General features: G+C 43.2%; 12 protein-coding genes and 2 tRNA genes. All 14 read right to left on the bottom strand.

Translation table 11 applies throughout. The features are described from left to right. Positions 1-109: 109 nt before the first annotated feature. The 14 genes from pnp to secG all read right to left on the bottom strand — a co-directional run bounded on the left by pnp (position 110) and on the right by secG (position 16049). On the bottom strand, positions 110-2236 hold the full coding sequence (gene pnp, locus PQQ36_RS07290) for a polyribonucleotide nucleotidyltransferase (RefSeq protein WP_011079626.1): 2127 nt from the start codon (positions 2234-2236) through the stop codon (positions 110-112). 362 nt (positions 2237-2598) lie between these two features. Then, on the bottom strand, positions 2599-3303 hold the full coding sequence (locus PQQ36_RS07285; RefSeq protein WP_225470441.1) for a hypothetical protein: 705 nt from the start codon (positions 3301-3303) through the stop codon (positions 2599-2601). A gap of 61 nt (positions 3304-3364) precedes the next feature. Next, positions 3365-4081 carry a hypothetical protein gene (locus PQQ36_RS07280; RefSeq protein ID WP_225470440.1) on the bottom strand — a complete coding sequence of 239 codons (717 nt, stop codon included), beginning with the start codon at positions 4079-4081 and terminating at the stop codon, positions 3365-3367. 27 nt (positions 4082-4108) lie between these two features. After that, positions 4109-4852 (bottom strand): hypothetical protein, encoded by a 744-nt coding sequence (locus tag PQQ36_RS07275; RefSeq protein WP_039554555.1) that lies wholly within the window; start codon positions 4850-4852, stop codon positions 4109-4111. Then, positions 4852-8289 carry a toxin VasX gene (locus PQQ36_RS07270; RefSeq protein WP_238814362.1) on the bottom strand — a complete coding sequence of 1146 codons (3438 nt, stop codon included), beginning with the start codon at positions 8287-8289 and terminating at the stop codon, positions 4852-4854. Before PQQ36_RS07270 ends, PQQ36_RS07275 begins: the two co-directional genes overlap by 1 nt. Positions 8290-8681: 392 nt before the next feature. Further along, complete coding sequence (rpsO, locus tag PQQ36_RS07265) at positions 8682-8951, bottom strand: 30S ribosomal protein S15 (RefSeq protein ID WP_011079620.1); 270 nt, start codon at positions 8949-8951, stop codon at positions 8682-8684. 152 nt (positions 8952-9103) lie between these two features. Next, positions 9104-10048, bottom strand: coding sequence for a tRNA pseudouridine(55) synthase TruB (gene truB, locus PQQ36_RS07260; protein WP_011079618.1), 945 nt, complete (start codon positions 10046-10048; stop codon positions 9104-9106). After that, a complete protein-coding gene (gene rbfA, locus PQQ36_RS07255; RefSeq protein WP_011079617.1) occupies positions 10048-10443 on the bottom strand; it encodes a 30S ribosome-binding factor RbfA in 396 nt (131 codons plus the stop codon). Before rbfA ends, truB begins: the two co-directional genes overlap by 1 nt. Positions 10444-10544: 101 nt before the next feature. Beyond that, positions 10545-13268: a translation initiation factor IF-2 gene (gene infB / locus PQQ36_RS07250; protein WP_017789913.1), complete on the bottom strand. Its 2724-nt coding sequence runs from the start codon at positions 13266-13268 to the stop codon at positions 10545-10547. A gap of 24 nt (positions 13269-13292) precedes the next feature. Next, complete coding sequence (gene nusA / locus PQQ36_RS07245) at positions 13293-14780, bottom strand: transcription termination factor NusA (protein WP_011079615.1); 1488 nt, start codon at positions 14778-14780, stop codon at positions 13293-13295. A gap of 35 nt (positions 14781-14815) precedes the next feature. Continuing rightward, the gene (gene rimP, locus PQQ36_RS07240) at positions 14816-15271 is read right to left on the bottom strand and encodes a ribosome maturation factor RimP (protein ID WP_011079614.1); all 456 of its coding nucleotides are present in this window, start codon (positions 15269-15271) and stop codon (positions 14816-14818) included. A gap of 210 nt (positions 15272-15481) precedes the next feature. After that, a tRNA-Met gene (locus PQQ36_RS07235) sits at positions 15482-15558 on the bottom strand. A 57-nt stretch (positions 15559-15615) separates the two neighbouring features. Continuing rightward, positions 15616-15699, bottom strand: a tRNA-Leu gene (locus tag PQQ36_RS07230). A gap of 17 nt (positions 15700-15716) precedes the next feature. Continuing rightward, entirely contained in the window at positions 15717-16049 is a 333-nt protein-coding gene (gene secG, locus PQQ36_RS07225; protein ID WP_011079613.1) for a preprotein translocase subunit SecG, read from the bottom strand. Positions 16050-16127 lie beyond the last annotated feature (78 nt).

Below are 16127 nucleotides of genomic sequence, written 5' to 3'. Positions count from 1 at the left end.
CCTGTGAAGACTGCGAAAATAAAAAGGGGAGCTCAATGCTCCCCTTTATAACATGCTTTCAGGCTTTTAAGCGAGAAAAGCCCTAGACAAGTATGTGTCAACGTGAAGATTACTCTTCCTCTGCCGCTGGCGCTTCTGCTTCAACTGGCTTTTCTACCGCTTCTTTCATGCTTAGACGAACGCGGCCTTGGCGGTCGATTTCAAGTACTTTAACTTGAACTTCTTGACCTTCAGTTAGGTAGTCAGACACTTTCTCTACACGCTTGTCAGCGATTTGAGAAATGTGAACAAGACCATCTTTACCTGGAAGAATCGTTACGAACGCACCAAAATCAGCTAGGCGAGCTACTTTACCTGTGTAGATTACGCCCACTTCAACTTCAGCGGTGATCTCTTGAATACGACGGATTGCTTCTTTCGCTGCCGCACCTTCTGTTGCTGCAATCTTGATAGTACCGTCATCTTCGATTTCGATGGTTGTGCCTGTCTCTTCAGTTAGAGCACGGATCACTGCGCCACCTTTACCGATAACGTCTTTGATCTTGTCTGCGCTGATCTTCATCGTGTGGATGCGAGGAGCGAACTCAGAGATATCGTCACGAGCACCAGAGATAGCTTGATCCATTACAGATAGGATGTGCTTACGCGCGCCTTGAGCTTGGTTAAGCGCAATTTGCATGATCTCTTTCGTGATACCTTCGATCTTGATGTCCATTTGAAGTGCAGTGATACCAGTAGAAGTACCTGCAACTTTAAAGTCCATGTCACCTAGGTGGTCTTCGTCACCAAGGATATCTGAAAGAACAACAAAATCGTCGCCTTCTTTAACCAGACCCATTGCGATACCAGCAACAGAAGCCTTGATTGGCACACCAGCGTCCATAAGCGCTAGAGAAGTACCACATACAGAAGCCATTGAAGATGAACCGTTAGATTCTGTGATTTCTGAAACAACACGTACTGTGTATGGGAACTCATCGATTGATGGCATTACTGCAGCAATACCACGCTTCGCAAGTTTACCGTGACCGATTTCACGACGCTTCGGAGAACCTACAAAACCCGTTTCGCCTACACAGTATGGAGGGAAGTTGTAGTGTAGTAGGAAGTAATCTTTCTTCTCACCCGTTAGCTCGTCGATGATTTGCGCATCACGTTGAGTACCTAGTGTCGCCGTTACTAGCGCCTGAGTCTCACCACGAGTGAATAGTGAAGAACCGTGAGTACGTGGAAGAACGCCAGTACGTACATCTAGTGCACGAACCATGTCTTTTTCACGGCCATCGATACGTGGGTTGCCAGCAATGATGCTACGACGCACAACCGTCTTCTCAAGATCGTGGAAGATAGTGTGAATTTCTTTTGCATCTGCTTCTGGATCTTCAGCAAGGATAACTGCATTAACTTCTGCCGCAATCTCATGGATACGGTCGTAACGAGCCATCTTTTCAGTAATTTTGTAAGCTTCAACAAGTTTCGCTTCTGCTAGATCCGCCACTTTCTCGTTAAGAGCTGTGTTCGCTTCAGGAGCAACCCAGTTCCAAGATGGCGTCGCAACTTCTGCTGCAAATTCGTTGATCGCTTTGATCACTGCTTGTTGTTGGTCGTGACCAAATACCACTGCAGATAGCATTTCTTCTTCAGTTAGGTTGTCAGCTTCTGACTCAACCATTAGCACTGCAGATTCAGTACCCGCAACAACAAGATCTAGACGAGATGCGTTTAGTTCAGTGTTGCTTGGGTTTAGTACAAGTTGACCGTCAATGTGACCAACACGTGCCGCGCCGATAGGACCGTTGAATGGGATACCAGAAATAGCAAGCGCTGCAGAGGTACCAATCATTGTTGGGATATCTGGCTGTACGTCTGGGTTAACAGACACTACCGTTGCGATAACTTGTACTTCGTTATTAAAACCCTCAGGGAATAGAGGACGAATTGGGCGGTCGATTAGACGAGCAGTCAGCGTTTCACCTTCAGAAGGACGGCCTTCACGCTTGAAGAAACCACCAGGGATTTTACCTGCAGCGTAAGTACGCTCTTGGTAGTTTACGGTTAGAGGAAAGAAGTCCTGACCTGGAACAGCTTCTTTCTTACCGACAACAGAAACAAATACTGCAGTGTCATCCATAGTAACCATAACAGCAGCGGTTGCTTGACGTGCGATAACGCCAGTTTCTAGAGTAACCGTGTGGTTACCGTACTGGAACGTTTTAACAACTGGTTTTTCGAACATTGTTATTCCTTGTTGCCGAAAATAAATTCGGACGTTGGTATTAGGTCTCAAAACATTGCATATCGCGACTAGTGCAAAGAGCCTGACAGCAAGCTATTTGGAATAGTCGCGACCTATTGGTCGACAGACTGACGGCAATGCATTGAGGTGTAAATGCTCAACAACAAAGGTTGAGACGCGGGGTAGTATAAACCACTTCATACCTACACGCTATTCGGTAGGTCAAGATTCTAAATCATCGCCACACTATGATTAAAAATCAGGCAATCCTTTTTAACCCTGTAACCACAGATAAACTTAGCTAACCATAGATGTTTGGCTCCTCCCTGCTTTGATAGCAGCGATAATACATCTTTATCAATTCAGTTTTTCACCAATACCACATCAGTAACATCAAATTTGTTTTTTAAATGAAAAATCAGTTGATACAATTGTGAGCGAGAAATATAAATACTACCAATTCTTTCAAAATCATATATCTCCAAACTTCTCATTTCATCGCTATATTTACTTATAAAATAAATCCTATTGACTGATACATCATATTTGATAACAAAAGAATTTGGTAGAATATGAACTTCACTAATTTCATCTTCAGCTTTATCATACGAAATGAAAAATGGGACAATAAAAATAAAAAACATCAATCCATATTCATTAAACATTATAATAAAAATAATACCAATTAAAACAACCGTTATACTTACAGCCCTATGATATTGGTCAATATACTTATGCACATTACTTACCGAAGTATATCTAATACCTGCACTAGTAAGTTCATAATAGTAAGTTTTTGGTTTAAATCCTGTAGCCCTAACCAATAGACCAGCCAAAAGAGAAAAGAAAGACACAAATAAGATAAGATAATGTGATTCAGAACTAGTTCCACTTAAGGAAAATAAAGATGGTATACCAAAGACAACAAAAGCAACAGAAGACTCTTCTAACATTGTTCTCCTTGGCGTAAAATTCCAATATAAAATCGATTCCAATTCAAATATCTTTTCATTCTTATCCGAAATTTCGTTCTTTATATCTTGTTCATCCAATGAAAGAAAATTCATCCAAGCACCAAAATAAATAATTATGATTTATATACATTCAATTAAATATACAACTCAAACGTTAAGAATTAAACCATTTACAACTCTTAACCTCTTTAACATCTATTACATTAAACTCCTTTTTAACGTAAAAAAGCAACTGATGTAATTTATTTGGCGATATATAGACATCTCCTATAGTTAAAAAGTCATATATACCAATACTCATCATTTCTTTTTCGTACTTAGGATTAAAAGCTATCTCCTGTCGAGCACGATGATAACGAATATGAAAACTATTAGGGAGAATATGTTTTTTATATTCTTTCAATTTACGATGATTCGACATAAGTTTTGCATGAAGAAGCCAAGCACCCACGCCAGCTAATGCGGTCGGGCCAACAAATATCATTGCTAACATACTAACAGCTATAATTACCCCCCCACCAGCACGAGAGAACTTGTAAAAAAACTCATGTACATTTTCTTCTACCGTATAACGAACACCTACTTTTGTCAGTTCGTAATAGAATGACCTTGGTTGATGAAGTGTAAATCTAAAATATAAAGCCATCAATATCGACATAACCAAAACAAAAGAGAATAAATAGATATCAGAGCCCAAAAACACTAACAACAATGGCATAAAAGCTAGTATGAAAATCTCAAAAAACTTGTCTTCAAACGATCTTTTAGTTGTACAACTCCAAGAAAAAACCACATCAGCTTTTGATATCTCTTCATTCTTATAATCAATCTCTCGCTTAATGGCCCGTTCATCCAATGAGTAAAAATCCATCTGGAAAATTTCCTTTTAAATATATAATTAGTCTAAAAAATCTGCTTTTAGTTCGATATAATCAGTAGCATCTTTAATATCAATAACATTAAAGTCCTTTTTAAGATAATAAAACAGTTTATATAAAAATGATTCATCTATATAAATATCCAGTGGTGATGAGTACTCCCATATACCAATTGAACGCATTTCTCTCTCAAATCTTGGATTAAAAGCAATCTGTTGACGTTCACGAAGGTATCTAACCCGAAAACTATCTGGCATGATATGTCTTTCGTATTCTTTTCTTTTCCTATGATTAGACATAGCTCTCGCGTGAAGTAATCCCGCTCCTGCACCTGCTAATGCAAGTGGTCCCAAAAATATAACAGCAATAACACTAATGCCAGCCGCAAATTTACCGCCAGCGCGAGAAAACTTGTAAAAGCTCTCATGCACATTCTCTTCTATGGTATACCGAATGCCGACTTTAGTGAGTTCGTAACAATACGTTTTTGGTTGAAACTCAGTAAACCTCAAATAGAGGCCAAGTAAAACCATAACTACAGTAATACCAAACCAAACTACAAAATCTTCAATAGTTGGTGGCACTAATAAGGCAACGATTAGCGAAGGTATGATCATCATACCAAAAACTAGAACTTCCTCACCAAACAATCTCTTAGGCGTACAAACCCAAGAAAATAATATATCTTCTGTAGGAAGATTTTCTTTTTTATAAGCAATCTCTTGCTTTATCGCCTGCTCATCCAATGAGTAAAAATCCGACATTATTTGCATCCTATAATTTGATATGTTTCACCATTCACTTCTCGTCCATCATTGAAAGAAACTGAACAGTACCCCACCCCCTTTCCTGAGACTAGATAACATATATCACTCTCGTCACTCACATAAGTCACATTTACTCGTAAACCAGTGCGACTTTCCATCACTATCTCATAGAAATACTGGCCTTCTTCCTGCTCCCACTTTCCACTTGTTGGATTAATGGTCGCATTATTTAATATGGTCAGAACAAAACCTTGCTCTGGGTCTGGAACGTAAAATCGGCATACATAACGACACAACGGGCTATTAACAGCCATTTTGGTAGTTGAGGCATGATAATAGCCTTCACTACTCGGCGTTGTTTTTTCCATTCCATAAGGGTACACACCAGCTTGTTCTTTGATTTCCACTTTTGGCTTCAACGCTATTTTTTCGTACTCCAATAGCTCTTTCTCTTTGCTCCAGTTCGCGTTATTATTTCCCCAAATAGATTCCGACAACCACTTTTCAAGCTCATTTTTCTTGCTAAATTCATACAGGATCGAGAGAAATACCGTGATCATTGCGACCCACCCCCCGACTGTCACCATCCACGGTAAAAGTAAATTTCCAACAGCTTTTTTTAAAATAAAAGCGCGAATAAAAACTGTTGTATAAATGCCAGATTGAGTTCCAAATGAAAACACAAGAAGTAGTAAAAGTCCCTTCTCATATATATTATTTGATTGCTTAAATAAGCGATAATTTTTAAATGCCTCCCAGACAGAAGCCATGGCACCAAACACCGAGCCTATAACAAGAGCAGAAACAAAAATCCGATTAGCGTTTATTCCTTTAAAATTTACACTTCTCTCACGCAGTATAAATTTCAAATTCATTTTTTTCATATCTGGTATTGACTTATGTAAATACGATCCAACAAGATTTTTTGTGAGATCTCCAGAAGCGGAAATTAACCACATCAGTCCAATTCCAACATCTTGAAGTGCTTTGCTATGTACATCAGAGCCTTTGCCAGTATCACCTAGCGTTCCACTAAGCATATTTAAGTTAATACTATTGAGCAGTACCGTTAATGCCGCATTACCACCAAATGAGCTATAAGCAGTACTCGCTTGTGTAAACTTTCCTCCCACCAACTGCATATAACGCGCGTGTAAGGCCTTGCGACTTTGGCGAAAACTTTCGTCGGCACGAATAGAGATCAAGTCCGGATGTTCCACCAATTTTTCAAGTAACGATGTTCTCAGTTTTTTATGCTGGCTGTATTTTCGGACCGGCCATATTGTGTTCTTGTCGAGTTTGTAATATTCATCAGATAGTTCTTTAATCAACTGCTTAAACTCTTTCCGAAATCGTTGCGTTCCATTGATATAGTCATCATTAAATCTCGGTACTTCCTGTTTGATCCGACACCACCAAATGGCCCTTTTTATTTCAAACAGCAGGGGAGGACTCGATAAACGATCAGGATAGATATAGAGCAACAAATGGTTCAAATAGTCACTCAGCTCTCCTTTCAAAGTTTTGCCCAATATATCGAGTACTGCGCGAGCTTCTTCGGTTAGTTCTCGTAGCCATATCGCATCACGTCCTGTACCGTGTTGCATCAGATCTTTTAATTTATCAAATGCCCCAACGATATTGGTATAGTGGGGAACTAGATTTATTGATTCGGTATTATCCAGCTCTCGCGTTACCGCAAAGCTAAGGGATTCACTGCCGCCATAGGGGGCAAAGGAGAGAATATTTCGTCCCGCTAAAAACTCATTTAACTTTTTAAGTTCTCGTTCACGGTTTTGCACCGCTAGTTGCATGGTGGTAAAGATTTCATGGGTGAGGACAATGTAGTGATTCATACCCTCTTGTGTGTAGAGATCTATGCCATAACGCATAGGGTCGACGACGTCAGCCCCCTGTAAACCTGAGTATAACTCACGCATATAGAGGTCGATCTTCGTCTCTGCCTCTCCCAACTTGGATTCCATCTCGTTACTGAATCGATCCAGTTTTTTCCAATTGACTTCATCGACGTATTTTCGTCTTTCAAACCAGAGCTTATGATCAAGTTCATCTGGCACATAGTCCCAGCGTTCTCGTAATATTTTTAGCCCTTTGGAGCCGTGTGTAGAGTGCTCCTTAGTATTCAGGCTCACATAACTTTGTTTTTGTTGCTTTGCGACTAATTCAGTAACATTCGCCTCGCGCTCCTTAAAATAGGCATGTAAATCAGCTTCAAAATAAGGATAGGTTGATTTATTGATGTTTGAACTCCACTTCGATTCAGGCACTTGCACTCGCGCCAAACTTCGCGCGATACGTGCCATCTCAAGCTTATGAAATTCGTCTTCATCTTTCGTTATTGAAAGGTTTTCAATAATTGGCACATTTAATGGGATAGTGAGATCAAGTACATCAGAAAGCACATCATCCAACGCCACAACTAACGTTACGTCCCCCTGAGCATTTCCTAGCCACTCACCTGCGGAAAAAGTGGGTTTGCTGGTTACGAGCTGACTCATAATAGCGTCTGCTGTCGGGTTACTCTCGACCTCATCTCCAGAATCTACTTTAGGCGGCTCTCGTAATGAAACCGAGCTCATTATAAAATCGTGTGGACACGTATTCATATCCGAAACATGTTCAAGCGTCGATTCATCACCAACATGCCACTGTTCTCCTTCAATACAAACCACTCGACGCATCCATCGATGTCTTAAACTCGAATCTTGTTTGAGGGTATCAACAATACGCTTTGTCCATTGTATTAATGAGAAAGCGATATGCAGGGTTGTGCCTTCAAGATAGATGTTTGCATCGCCAGCAAGTGATGCGCCCTCTACTTTATACTCCGTTATCTCTTGAGTGAGGTCGTCATAAATATAAAGCCATCCATCGCGCAACTGACGTAGCACGTAGGGTGTCGATATTGACAGAGGCCCGCGGCCTAGTACCGATTCAGGCGTCTGCCTTTCCATATCAATCGCATAACGAATAGGAACAATGGAAAATGTTTTCGGCTCACGATTCTGATCTGTCGACAGACCCGGATATACGGTATTGCTATCTACAGCCGATGATGTCGAGGAACCATTCGCTGGCGTATGTGACGTAGATGAGGGTGAAGCTTGAGGCTCGTTTGAGAGAGAATTACTTTGCTTTGTTGGTGGCGCTACTTGTTTATCTTCATTGCTTTGCGGACGAGAGTCGCTACTTGCAACTGCAGAGTCTTGTGAGTCAGGATAGCACCCAGCATCACCAATAAACACATTAGGGCTACCGCCAATAATGACACCGCCATGATTGGTAGAGTCAAACATTCGAGCCGCTGGCTTACCATTAATGAATACGGAAGATGAGCCTTGTTTTATGCTATCAGGAGGCCCCACACAAACCATGGAATCTCCCTTTCTTGCTGCTGGCACACCGTTGATCATGACATTACTTGAACCTGTCGTGATCGGCCCTCCCACGTGAGGAATCTTCCCAGTCTTTTTGGGACAAAGATGATTATGACCTATCGTGGCTGCAGGTTTTGACATGATCTTGTATCTCATTGACGGCATTACAGAATTGCCGAAATTTTGCACACAACATATTGGTGTGTAAAACATCAACAATAAGATTCTGAGCGTTTTGCACTGTGAGGTTTCCGCTCTGCGAGTCAGTTAGGAAATTGGCGGAACGCTAATGTCAGAAGAAACAATATAAAAATGAAGAAACAAAAACGGTAAAGAGAGAAAAAAGCGATGAAGGTGATGGTGATTTGCAGATACAAAAAAGGGGCATATAGCCCCTTTTTCAACAAACTGTACTATGCAGCCACTAATTAGCGACGTAGGCCTAGACGTTTGATTAGGTCTTGGTAGCGAGCTAGATCTTTACCTTTTAGGTAGTCTAGAAGCTTACGACGACGAGAAACCATGCGTAGAAGACCACGACGGCTGTGGTGATCGCCTTTGTGCGCTTGGAAGTGACCTTGTAGGTGGTTGATAGAAGCAGTTAGTAGTGCTACTTGTACTTCTGGTGAACCAGTGTCGCCTTCGCCACGTGCGTAATCAGCAACGATTGCTGCTTTAGTTTCTGCATTCAGAGACATAATTCTCTCCTAATAAGAGTAGGTTAATATTTGTGCCAGCCAATCTCTGATTCAGCCGACACGAGGAGCGCGAATTATAGGGAATATTCTCCCTTTGAGCAATACAAAAATACCGGCCTCTGTGCCGGTATTTTTATTTATGCTCTGTTTCGCTACTCTTCGTCGCGAAAAACCACCAAACGTTTTGGTGCAATTTTGCCATCGCGATTCATTTCACCGACACCGATAAAGCGTCTTTCTTCACCCATGGTCAGTCTGAGTTGGCCTTCTGTAGGCGCACCCAAGACTTGAACAGCTTGGCCATGCATCACCATATCGGCTAGATCCGCGATCAGATTCACTTCTGGCAAATCTTCAACTGCGGTATCCATCGGCATCAGCAGTGGATCCAACACCTCACGTGGTGCAACACCATCACGATTGGCGTTATCAACCAATTCATTAAGCTGCTCTAAGGTCACCATGTTTTCATAAGGGTATTTTGCAACACCTGTACGACGTAGCATCGTTACGTGGGCACCACAGCCAAGCATTTCACCTAGATCGTCGACGATTGTGCGAATGTAAGTACCTTTTGAGCAATGCACTTCCATTTCCACTTCCTCACCTTCAAAGCGGTGAAGAGTGATCTCATAGACGGTTATCTTACGAGACTCACGTGGCACCTCAATGCCTTTACGTGCATATTCATATAAAGGCTTACCTTGATATTTCAATGCTGAGAACATCGAGGGTACTTGATCAGATTCGCCACGGAATTTCTCAATACACGCTTCTAGGGTCTCAAGCGTCACGTTAACAGGGCGAGTTTCCACTACGTCACCGTCAGAATCTGAAGTGTCGGTGCGCTCACCTAGCTTGGCAATCACTCGATAGCGTTTGTCTGAGTCGAGCAAGAACTGAGAAAACTTTGTCGCTTCACCAAGGCAGATTGGCAACATACCCGTCGCCAAAGGGTCAAGCGCGCCTGTATGGCCGGCTTTTTCAGCGAAGTAAAGACGTTTTACTTTTTGCAAAGCATCGTTAGATGACATTCCTGTTGGTTTATCTAATAAGATAACACCATCAATCGGGCGACCTTTACGACGACGAGCCATTACTCTTCGTCCTCACGACCTGCATCTTTTTGCTTGATTTTGTCTTTGTTGACCACTTCGGTGACAAGGTTTGACATGCGCATACCTTCAACCAAAGTATTGTCGTAATAGAAGCGAACTTCAGGCGTCAAACGAAGACGAATGCGTTTACCCAGCATCATACGAATATGTACTTCGTGCTCACGTAGCGCGGCTAGACAAGATTCTGGTGTTTGTTCACCAACGCAAAGGAAGGTAACAAAGACTTTCGCATAAGCGAGGTCACGTGACACTTCCACATCGGAAATCGTCACCATACCCAAACGAGAATCACGAACTTCACGTTGAAGGATCATCGCAAGTTCTTTTTGCAGCTGCTGTGAAACACGCTGCGTGCGGCTAAAATCTTTTGACATATCTTTTCTCTTATATAGAAAGAATGGGGGGTGGATATCCCAACCCCCCATGGCGTATTCAACAACCTACAATTGCCAGAGTTATCGGCAATTTTAGTCAATTAATCGATCGTACGCTTGATCTCAATTGTTTCGAATACTTCGATTTGGTCACCAACGCGAACATCATTGTAGTTCTTAACGCCGATACCACACTCGTAGCCATTCTTAACTTCTGCAACGTCGTCTTTAAAGCGACGTAGTGACTCAAGCTCACCTTCGTAGATTACAACGTTATCGCGAAGTACACGGATAGGTGCGTTACGCTTGATCAGACCTTCAGTAACCATACAGCCTGCGATTGCGCCCAGCTTAGGTGACTTAAACACGTCACGAACTTCAGCAAGACCAATGATCTCTTGTTTGAATTCAGGCGCAAGCATACCGCTCATCGCTTGTTTCACTTCGTCGATCAATTGGTAAATGATTGAGTAGTAACGTAGATCAATGCTTGCCGCTTCGATAGCACGACGCGCAGAGGCATCAGCACGAACGTTAAAGCCCAGGATGATTGCGTTAGAAGCTTCAGCAAGTACTGCGTCAGTTTCTGTGATACCACCAACACCAGAACCCACAATGTTCACTTTCACTTCTTCAGTTGAAAGTTTTGTTAGTGAGTCTGCGATAGCTTCAACAGAGCCTTGTACGTCTGCTTTCAGTACGATGTTAAGTTCTGCAACATCACCAGCCGCCATGTTAGAGAACATGTTCTCTAGTTTAGACTTCTGCTGACGAGCCAGTTTCACTTCGCGGAACTTACCTGCACGGTAGTTAGCAACTTCACGTGCTTTACGCTCATCACGAACAACTGTCGCTTCATCACCCGCAGCTGGAACGCCAGAAAGACCTAGGATCTCTACAGGGATTGATGGACCAGCTTCGTTAACTTCGTTACCGATTTCATCACGCATCGCACGTACACGGCCATATTCTTGACCACAAAGAACGATATCGCCTTTACGTAGCGTACCAGATTGAACAAGTACAGTTGCAACCGGACCGCGACCTTTATCAAGACGAGACTCAACAACCACACCAGAAGCCATACCGTCTTTCACTGCTGTTAGTTCTAGAACTTCAGCTTGAAGAAGGATTGTCTCAAGTAGTTGATCAATGTTAGTACCTTGTTTCGCAGAGATGTGAACAAACATGTTCTCACCGCCCCACTCTTCAGGCATTACGTTGTACTGAGATAGCTCGTTCTTAACGTTGTCTGGGTTCGCTTCTTCTTTATCGATCTTGTTCACTGCAACAATCAGTGGAACACCAGCAGCTTTCGCGTGCTGAATTGCTTCCACAGTTTGTGGCATTACGCCATCATCTGCTGCAACAACAAGAACAACGATATCCGTCGCTTGAGCACCACGAGCACGCATTGCGGTAAACGCCGCGTGTCCAGGAGTATCCAGGAAGGTGATCATGCCGTTCTCAGTTTCAACGTGGTATGCACCGATGTGCTGCGTAATACCGCCCGCTTCACCAGAGGCAACGTGAGTACGACGAATGTAGTCAAGCGTTGACGTTTTACCGTGGTCTACGTGGCCCATGATGGTTACGACAGGAGCACGAGGTACCGCTTCAAACATGTTGTCACGATCAGAAAGTACCGCTTCTTCAAGCTCGTTTTCTTTGCGTAGAACAACTTTGTGACCCATTTCCTCAGCAACAAGCTGCGCTGTTTCTTGGTCGATAACTTGGTTGATGGTTGCCATAGCGCCCATCTTCATCATGATCTTGATAACTTCGGTCGCTTTAACCGACATTTTGTTCGCAAGTTCAGAAACAACGATCGTCTCACCAATCACAACGTCTGATTTCGCAACAACTGCGCTCTTATCAAAACCGTGTTGCATTGACTTAGGCTTAGAAAGTTTGCCTTTACGGCCACCCTTTCCACCACGTTGTACACGTGGACCGCCACGTTCGTCATTTTCGCTCGCTTTAGCAGAAGATTTGGTCTTCTTCTTACGGCGACGAGCTTCTTCTTCTTTACGATCTGCTTCATCTTCGGCTTCACGTGCATATTGTGAAGTCGTTACATGGTAATCTGTATCTTCCATATCACCCTTATTCTCTTCTGCAGCAGACCAACGCTCTTTATTCTTTTCAGCCATCTCGCGAGCTTCTTCAAGCTTGCGCTGACTTTCCTCTTCAGCCTTACGCTTAGCTTCTTCTTCCTGACGACGTTTTAGCTCTTCGGCCTCTTTTCGCGCTGCTTCTTGCTTAACTTTTTCTTCAGCGTCACGTTTTGCTTTACCTTCAGCATCACGTTTCGCTTTCTCTTCTGCATCACGATCAACCGACTTCTCAGCTTCACGTTTTGCGGCTTCTTCAGCTTCACGTTTCGCTTTTTCTTCAGCTTCACGTTTCGCTGCTTCTTCAGCTTCACGTTTCGCCGCTTCTTCGGCTGCACGTTTTGCTGCTTCTTCAGCTTCACGTTGCGCCGCTTCTTCAGCTTCGCGTTTTGCTTCGTCTTCGATTGCACTACGTTTTACGTAGGTACGCTTTTTGCGCACTTCAATCTGAACATCTTTACTCTTACCACCGCCAGCATTAACACTTAGCGTGCTGCGTGTTTTACGCTGTAGAGTCAAACGAGTTGGCTCGGTGTCACCACTAGTGTCGCCGTGCTCTTTTTTCAGATGCGTCAGCAGTTTTTGCTTCTCTTCATCTGAAACTTGATCTGAACTCGATTTTTTCATGCCAGCATCAGCAAGTTGCTCTAATAAGCGGTCAACTGGCGTACCAATTTCTTCACTCAGTGCTTTAACTGTAAGTTGTGTCATGCCGCTTCCTCCCCTTGCTGAATATTATGCTTCTTCTCCGAACCAACAGATATTACGTGCAGCCATGATCAACTGACCTGCACGCTCTTCCGTTAGACCGTCGATACCTTCTAAATCATCGATGCCTTGGTCTGCTAGATCTTCTAGTGATGCAACACCTTTCGCAGCCAATTTGAATGCCATTTCACGCTCAAGACCTTCTAGATTTAGTAGATCTTCTGCTGGCTCTACACCCTCGAATGACTCTTCACGAGCTAATGCGATCGTGGTTAGTGCATCTTTCGCACGGCTACGTAGTTCTTCGATCAGATCTTCATCCAGACCTTCAACTTCTAGCAGTTCGTTGACTGGCACGTAAGCCACTTCTTCTAGTGTTGAGAAACCTTCTTCAACAAGCAGTTGAGCGAAGTCTTCTTCGATATCTAGATATTTCATAAAGTTGTCAATTGACGCTTGAGACTCTTCTGCGTGTTTCTTCTGCAGATCTTCAACCGTCATTACGTTCAGTTCCCAACCCGTTAGTTGAGACGCTAGACGTACGTTTTGACCGTTACGGCCGATAGCTTGCGCCAAGTTACCCGCTTCAACAGCAATATCCATTGAGTGGGCATCTTCATCAACGATGATGGATGCAACATCCGCTGGCGCCATCGCGTTGATAACGAACTGAGCTGGGTTATCGTCCCAAAGCACAATGTCAATACGCTCGCCACCAAGCTCACCAGAAACCGCTTGAACACGCGCACCACGCATGCCGACACACGCACCGACAGGATCGATACGTCTGTCATTGGTTTTCACTGCGATTTTGGCACGAGAACCAGGATCGCGTGCAGCGCCTTTAAGCTCAATGATTTCTTCAGCGATTTCAGGAACTTCAACGCGGAATAGTTCAGCAAGCATTTCAGGTTTAGAACGCGTGATGAACAATTGGAAGCCACGTGCTTCTGGTGCAACTTTATATAGAAGACCACGTACACGGTCACCCGGACGGAAGTTTTCACGAGGTAGTTGGTCATCGCGCAGAATTACCGCTTCCGCGTTGTTACCTAGATCAAGAACAACTGTTTCACGGTTTACTTTTTTCACAACACCAGTAACTAGGTCACCTTCGTTATCAATAAACTGCTCAACGATTTGTGCACGCTCTGCTTCGCGAACTTTTTGTACAATAACCTGTTTTGCTGTTTGAGTAGTGATACGGTCAAACGTTACTGACTCGATCTCTTCTTCAATGAAATCACCAAGCTGAACAGATTCATCGTCGTAGTTAGCAGCTTCGAACGAAATTTCTTTCGTTGGGTTTTCTACTTCATCAACCACCAACCAACGACGGAATGTCACGAATTCGCCTGTTTTACGGTCGATAGCAACACGCACATCGATTTCGATTTCGTATTTTTTCTTAGTCGAAGTCGCTAAAGCAATCTCCAAAGCTTCAAAGATACGCTCACGAGGTACCGCTTTCTCGTTCGATACCGCTTCTGCTACCGCTAAAATTTCTTTACTCATTTAATTAGCCTCTAATCTGAAAACTTGTTCAGGAACTAAAATTTAGGGATAAGGTTAGCTTTGGAAATGTTGCTCAAAGCGAATTCTTCTTGCTGACCATCAACCGTCAGTGTAATGGCCTCACCATCAACAGAATGGATTTCACCTTTCCATTTACGACGGTTGGCTACAGCCATTTTCAATACAACGTTGACTTCTTGACCAATAAACTGCTCATAATGTGCAGGTTTAAAAAGTGGTCTGTCCAAACCTGGTGAAGAAACTTCTAGGCTATACGCCACTGAAATTGGATCTTCAACATCAAGCACAGCACTTACTTGATGACTTACTTCTGCACAGTCTTCAACGGTAATGCCATTTTCATGATCGATGTAAATACGCAATGTCGAGTGTTCACCCGCACGAATAAATTCTAATCCAACTAACTCATAACCAGATGCAACGACTGCCGATTCAAGCATCTCTGTCAGTTGTCTTTCTAAACCAGTCATTCAAACCACTCCAGAAATAAAAAAAGGGCTCAGAGCCCAATATAAAAACCAAGCACTATCTGTACAAAACTCGCACCAGCGAGAAGTACAGATAACAAAAAACCCCGATTAGTCGGGGTTTTTTGTTGCTGGACCCTGATACGTTAAACAACCGATGTTGCTTAACTTGTAGTGTGGTTAGCACTACCAAACTTGCATCCAATCGAAAATTGGTTGCGGGGGCCGGATTTGAACCGACGACCTTCGGGTTATGAGCCCGACGAGCTACCAAGCTGCTCCACCCCGCGTCCGACTAGCTGAGCATTATACGCTCAACACAGTTATTTACAAGTTTGTAAAATCAATGGTGCCGAGAGAGGGACTCGAACCCTCACACCATAGGCGCTAGCACCTCATGCTAGTGTGTCTACCAATTTCACCATCTCGGCAATTTTAAAGCTTTCGCTTATTGAGGAATCTCATCTGACTTAGCAGGAGCTTCACTCACATTATCTTGAACTTGTTCAACAACTTGACCTTGTGTTGGGTCAACCCATTGAGACTCTGCTTTATGGGTCGACATGCGACCAAGCGTTAAGCTCACGATAAAAAATACTGTTGCTAAAATAGCAGTTGTTCGGGTAAGGAAATTACCTGAGCCGCTGGCACCAAAAACAGTATTTGATGCGCCTGCACCGAACGAGGCTCCCATATCTGCGCCTTTACCTTGCTGAATCAACACAAGGCCAATTACACCAAGCGCTGCCAACAGGTAAATCACAAGTAGAACGCTAAACATTTTTCCACCTATGTTCCAAATTGTTGAGCCAGCGCCATTCTCTGACTTGCGTTACGCAAGCAAGAACAAGGCTAGCAT

Origin of the sequence: Vibrio sp. CCUG 15886, assembly GCF_028570825.1 — a bacterium.
In the GTDB taxonomy this organism is placed as follows: Bacteria; Pseudomonadota; Gammaproteobacteria; order Enterobacterales; family Vibrionaceae; genus Vibrio; species Vibrio vulnificus_B.
Note: the sequence above shows the minus strand (reverse complement) of the source record. Positions and strands in the feature narration are given on the sequence as shown.